Origin of the sequence: Maribacter sp. Asnod2-G09 (assembly GCF_045063795.1) — a bacterium.
Lineage (GTDB): Bacteria > Bacteroidota > Bacteroidia > Flavobacteriales > Flavobacteriaceae > Maribacter.
Map to the genome: position 1 here is coordinate 834,201 of NZ_JBEFOA010000002.1, position 6,000 is coordinate 840,200.

At 36.0% G+C, this 6,000-nt stretch carries 4 protein-coding genes; all 4 read left to right on the top strand.

Going from position 1 to position 6,000, the window contains the following annotated elements; genetic code table 11:
- The first annotated feature begins 6 nt into the window (after positions 1-6).
- The 4 genes from ACJJVT_RS03785 (at position 7) to ACJJVT_RS03800 (ending at position 5,801) form a co-directional block, all read left to right on the top strand.
- Positions 7-3,243: a S41 family peptidase gene (locus ACJJVT_RS03785; protein ID WP_405396623.1), complete on the top strand. Its 3,237-nt coding sequence runs from the start codon at positions 7-9 to the stop codon at positions 3,241-3,243.
- A gap of 56 nt (positions 3,244-3,299) precedes the next feature.
- The gene (locus ACJJVT_RS03790; RefSeq protein WP_405396625.1) at positions 3,300-3,842 is read left to right on the top strand and encodes a hypothetical protein; all 543 of its coding nucleotides are present in this window, start codon (positions 3,300-3,302) and stop codon (positions 3,840-3,842) included.
- A gap of 171 nt (positions 3,843-4,013) precedes the next feature.
- Positions 4,014-4,481, top strand: coding sequence for an OsmC family protein (locus ACJJVT_RS03795; RefSeq protein WP_405396627.1), 468 nt, complete (start codon positions 4,014-4,016; stop codon positions 4,479-4,481).
- Positions 4,482-4,691: 210 nt separating this feature from the next.
- Entirely contained in the window at positions 4,692-5,801 is a 1,110-nt protein-coding gene (locus ACJJVT_RS03800; protein WP_405396628.1) for an alpha/beta fold hydrolase, read from the top strand.
- Positions 5,802-6,000: the final 199 nt, after the last annotated feature.

Here is a 6,000-nt window from a genome sequence, read left to right on the forward strand (position 1 = left end):
AAACGTATGAAATATTCTTTTTTGACCGCCTTAACGGTATGCTTAACTTATGTATGCACGGCACAAACGAATCCTAAATGGGCGCGTTACCCAGCAATTTCTCCCAATGGAAGCACTATTGCATTTACTTATAAAGGCAATCTATTTACGGTACCGGCAGAAGGTGGTGTAGCAAAGCAGTTAACCTATCATTCTGCACATGATTATAAAGCAGTTTGGAGTAAAAATGGAAAGAAGATAGCATTTGCCTCTAATAGATATGGCAATTTTGATGTTTATGTGATGGATGCCCAAGGCGGCGAAGCAACACGATTAACCTATCATAGTAATGACGAAACTCCCTATAGTTTTTCTGCCGATGATTCAGAGGTGTTATTTGGTGCAAATCGGTTAGATATAGTGGAGCATCGCCAATACCCAACAGGTTCGCAGCCCGAATTATATAGCGTTCCTGTAAATGGTGGGCGAGTTGGTCAAGTATTGACCGTCCCAGTAGAAGATGCACAAGTAAATACCGATGGTAGCAAGATGGTGTATCACGATAAAAAAGGATATGAAGATACCTTTAGAAAGCATCATACTTCTGCTATAACTAGAGATATTTGGTCGTATGACCCATCCACCGGAAAACATAAACAACTTACCACTTTTAAAGGAGAAGATCGTAATCCGGTATTTTCAAAAGATGGCAGTGCCATTTACTATTTAAGCGAGCAAGAAGGTACGTTTAATGTCTTCTCCATGTCGTTGACGGGAGCACCTGAAATTGCTGCACATACCAGTTTTAAGACACATCCGGTACGCTCGTTAAGTATTGGTGACAATACTTTGGCATTTGGTTATGATGGAGAAATTTATACGCTAAAAGCCGGTGAAGGTGCTAAGAAAGTAGAAATAATAGTAAGAACACAAGAAGACAGTAATCCTATAAAATATGTATCTGTAAACGGTGGTGTTCAAGAAATGGATATTGCACCTAATGGTAAAGAAATCGCTTTTATCAGCAGGGGAGAAGTCTTTGTAACCTCGGTAGATGGTTCTTTGACTAAACGTATCACCAATACCCCAGAACAAGAACGATTTGTAAAGTTTATGCCCGATGGTAAATCTGTTGCATACTCTAGTGAACGCAATGGTAAATGGAGCATATTTACATCTTCTAAAGTCCGAAAAGAAGAACCTTATTTCTTTGCGGCAACGTTATTCAAAGAAGATACATTGGTTACTTCAAAAGAAGATATCTATCTGCCAGAATTCTCGCCAGATAGCACCTATATTGCCTATGTAGAAGGTAGAAGAACGATAAAGGTGAAGAACTTGAAAACGAAAGAAATTACTACTTTAATGACTCCTGATAATGTGATTCACATGAGAGACGGTGATCAGTACTATCAGTGGAGTCCGGATAGTAAGTGGCTGTTGGTAGATTGGAGTGTTTCGTTGAATAATACCGAGTTACTGTTGATTTCTAAAGATGGTAAACAGCGTAAAAATTTGACTCAAAGCGGTTATTATGATTTTTCACCTAAATGGGTGAACGATGGTAGTCAGATTATCTATTTCTCGAATCGCGACGGACTTAAAAGTTATGCGACCAGTGGTTCTTTTGAAACAGATGTGTATACCATGTTCTTGAACCAAGAGTCTTGGGATAAGTTCAATAATACAAAAGAGGAATACGATTTGTTGAAAATGATAGAAGAGGCTGCCGAAGAAAAAAAGGACGAAGCCAAATCTGATGATAAAAAGAAGAATGATAAAAAAGACGTAAAAAAGGAAGTAAAAACGGTGAAATTCGATTTGGAAGATGTAGAACGCAGAAAAGCGCGTTTAACCATACACTCTTCTAAACTGTCAGATGCCATACTTTCTAAAGATGGAGAAAAAATGTATTACCTGACCAAGTTTGAAAAAGGCTTGAACCTTTGGGAAACAGAAATACGTACTAAAAGCACCAAAATGCTAATTGCCTTAGATGCGAAATCAGGAAGTTTACAATGGGATGCCAAGAAAGAGCAACTGTTCTTATTATCTGACGGTAGTATATCTAAAGTTTATGTAGCTACTAGTAAGACAGAACCGGTAAAAGTAAAGGCAGAAATGGTTTTAGATGCCGATGCAGAGCGTAAGTATATGTTCGATCATATTTGGTTGCGTACCAACGGTATTTTCTACACTTCAAATTTTCACGGTATAGATTGGAAAGCGATGCGTACCGAATACGAGAAGTACTTACCGCATATTGGTAATGGTTTTGAATTCTCTGAAATGGTTTCAGAAATGTTAGGGGAGCTGAATGTGAGTCACGCCGGAGGTCGTTTCTCTGATAATATCGAAAACGGAGATCAAACAGCTTCGTTAGGTTTTTTCATGGATTACGATTATAAAGGTACCGGATTGAAAATTACGGAAGTCATTAAAGGCGGACCATTAGATAAAGCAGGATTCGATATACAACCAGGTACTATAATCGAGAAAATCAATGGTGTTACCATAGGCGAGTCTACCGATGCCGCTTTCTACTTAAACCGTATAGCAGGTAACTTTACCTTGTTAGATATTGTCGATGAAAAAGGTAAGCACAAACAGCTAACCGTAAAGCCTATTTCTTTACGCGTAGAAAACGGATTACTTTATGACCGTTGGGTGAAAAATAATGAAAAAGAAGTATTGGCAAAAAGTAACGGTACATTGGGCTATGTACACATACCAGGCATGAGCGACGGACCATACCGTACCATTTATGAAGAAATGTTGGGTAAATTCAATGAGAAAAAAGGAGTTATTGTAGATACCCGCTTTAATGGTGGTGGCGACTTGGTGGCAGATTTGGCAATGTTCTTTACTGGTATACCATTTTTATCGTATGAAACAGAAGCTAGGGTAGTAGGTGGCGAACCAACCTCTAGATGGACAAAACCGACCTTGGCGATGTTCAATGAATCTATGTACAGTGATGGATCTTGTTTTGCAAGTGGCTATGTCGATTTAAAGATCGGTAAAACAGTGGGTATGCCGGTACCGGGTACCTGTAGCTTTGCCGGTTGGGAGCGTTTACCCAATGGTGGCGTCTGGGGCGTAGTACCTGTAAGCGCTAAAAACAAAGCAGGCGAATGGATGGAAAATAACGAAACCGACCCAGAAATTATTGTGAAAAATCAACCTGATATCATCGCAAACGGTATTGATCAGCAGTTAGAGAAATCTATTGAGGTGTTGATGAATGAGGTGGAGTATCCTTAGAATTTAGTAAATAAGAGACGATTACGATTGTGCATATATAATAGTTGGCAATAATTATGAAAAATCACTTCCGAAATTTATGGCTCTGTTTAGTTGTACTACTTCTTTGCAGTAAAATCTACGGACAGACAGAAAAGTCGAAGTATGTTTTTAAAATGGACGAAGCCTCTGCGGAATTTGAATCGGAACTGAAAGCTAAAAAAGTTGATACCATTCTGAAAGCGTTCTATCATTTTGATAATGGACGTGGGAATAAGGCAACGAAAATATTTTTCTGGACTAAAAACGGAAATAGTTACGTAAAAGCAATTAGGACAAAAAAGAACAATAGATATACGGAATCTGATATAAACGATTGTCCTGAATTTAATAACATTTTGGATTTCTTTTCAAAAAACGAATCTGAAATAAAATCGACCGAACCTGAATCTGAATTATGGATAAGTCATAACTATGGATATTCGATAACACTCGAATTAAATGATTCAGAGTACAATACCTATTTGCGAGATGAAAAAAGGCTTTACGACAAAGAACATTTTAAATCTAAATGGATAAGCTTAATTGACATTATTGCAAAGGCATATATTGATAAATAACTATTACCAAAAATGTGTATAATTTATTGCTAGTTATGGCCTACTTACGAAAGTCCTCGCGGACTTTCTATCTGTGATTTATTTGCTAACCTTAATGCTAAATCACGCAACTACTCATACACAAGACCGTTGGGTGTTGTTTGACAAACCCGAAAAGAATATAAATTCAGAATGAAAAAACACAACTACGAAATAAAAGTTGAATGGACAGGAAACGAGGGAAACGGAACTCTTAATTACAAGTCTTATAACAGAAACCATACGATCATAGCTGATGGAAAGTATAACGTTATTAATGGTTCGTCTGACCCTTCATTTTTAGGAGATAAAACAAGATACAATCCAGAAGACCTTTTTTTATCTTCCTTGTCTGCCTGCCATATGCTTTGGTATTTGCATTTATGTTCTGTAAATAAAATTATAGTAACTGAATATATAGATAACGCTACAGGAATAATGGAAGAAACAAAAAATGGAAGCGGAAAATTTGCTGAAGTTACACTTAACCCGAAGGTAAAAGTTACAGAAGAAAATATGATTGTAAAAGCAAATGAATTACACGAAGAAGCTAATAAAATGTGCTTCATCGCAAATTCTTGTAACTTTAAAATTGGACATATACCGAATACAACAATTTAATAAAAACGGCATAAAGTAAGTTGTTTAGATTATAGCTAATTTGTGATAAACCAAAAGATTATTGCCTATTTAAAAAGAGAAAATTAAGAAAAAAGAATAAATACTCGGAACTGTGTTAATTTGAAAAGTTTGTGTCTTTATAGACGCTTCGTTACATACACAAGACCGTTAGCAGTAATAAGAAAAAATCATAGAACTAATAAAGAGCATATGAAAATAGTAAAGAAAATTGGGAAATGGTTTTTGATTTTACTGGGAGCAATTGTCATGTTAATTTTAGTTGTATTGCTAATAATTAGAATCAATAGTTCTGGAGAAGAAGAACCTTTTTTAGACGAAAAGGGAGATGTACTTCCAAATAGTATTGCCATGCACGAAGACATGACAATAAATGGAGTACCTCAAAGGATTACAATTAGGGGAAAAGACAAAAATAATCCTGTACTTTTAATTGTACACGGCGGACCAGGTGCACCAATTTTACCAGTCATTTATAAACTGGCAGGGGTTGATTTGGAAGATTTATTTACGGTATGTTATTGGGATCAAAGAGGGGCTGGACTAGCTTATAATGACAGTATACCTGATTCTTCCATTACCTTAAACCATATAGTGGATGATGGTTTACAATTATCAGAACATTTAAAAAAGACTTTTGAAAAGGATAAGATTTACATTGAAGGTTTATCGTGGGGCACAGCTGTAGCTGCTTATATGGTTCAAAAACAGCCTGAGTTATACTACGCCTATATTGGTAGTGGTCTTATGGCGAATCAATCGCTTTCTGAAGAACTATCTTATGATTTTGCAATGTCAGAAGCTGAGAAATATAATGACACTCTTTCTATTACTCAATTAAAACAAATAGGACGACCACCTTATTCGAATAATATAAACAATACCGTAACAGAGGCCTTTGAAATAGAACGAAATATTGTGCTGAAATATGCACCTTTTAAATTAGACACCGATTATTCATTTCTTAAAGATATGTTTATGGATAATGGCTTGACGTTTAAAGAAAAATTTACCGATATGCTGAATAGTCCTGAATCGTACTATCCAGCTTCCAAAATTCTAGAATCAACCGCAATTGATATGAATTTAATGCGTGATATCCCAGAATTTAAAGTGCCGGTCTATATATTACAAGGAGACAATGATCATTTTACTGAAACATCTGTGGCAAAGACTTATTTTGATTCTATTGTTGCACCATCTAAAAAATGGTTTCTATTTGAAAATGGAACACATGGTGTGCAGATTGAATATCCAGCAAAATATCGTTCACTATATATCAATGAAATATTAAATAATTAATTTTTAAGAAGACGGAAACGAAAAGTTTCCTTACTACCGCACTACGCTTAGCCGAGACGTTACCACGTATTTGGTACGATATACAAACATCCTTTACAGAGTTATAGAAACATCGTTTACACTTTTTAAGTTGCATTTGAAACCAAAATTCAGATGCTATGCCTTGGAAAGAATCAACGATTATGGAACAAAAAATTGA

Bases quoted from the DNA above. Each gene is read 5' to 3' on its own strand.
- ACJJVT_RS03785 (WP_405396623.1), top strand. From the start codon at position 7: ATGAAATATTCTTTTTTGACCGCCTTAACGGTATGCTTAACTTATGTA.
- ACJJVT_RS03790 (WP_405396625.1), top strand. From the start codon at position 3,300: ATGAAAAATCACTTCCGAAATTTATGGCTCTGTTTAGTTGTACTACTT.
- ACJJVT_RS03795 (WP_405396627.1), top strand. From the start codon at position 4,014: ATGAAAAAACACAACTACGAAATAAAAGTTGAATGGACAGGAAACGAG.
- ACJJVT_RS03800 (WP_405396628.1), top strand. From the start codon at position 4,692: ATGAAAATAGTAAAGAAAATTGGGAAATGGTTTTTGATTTTACTGGGA.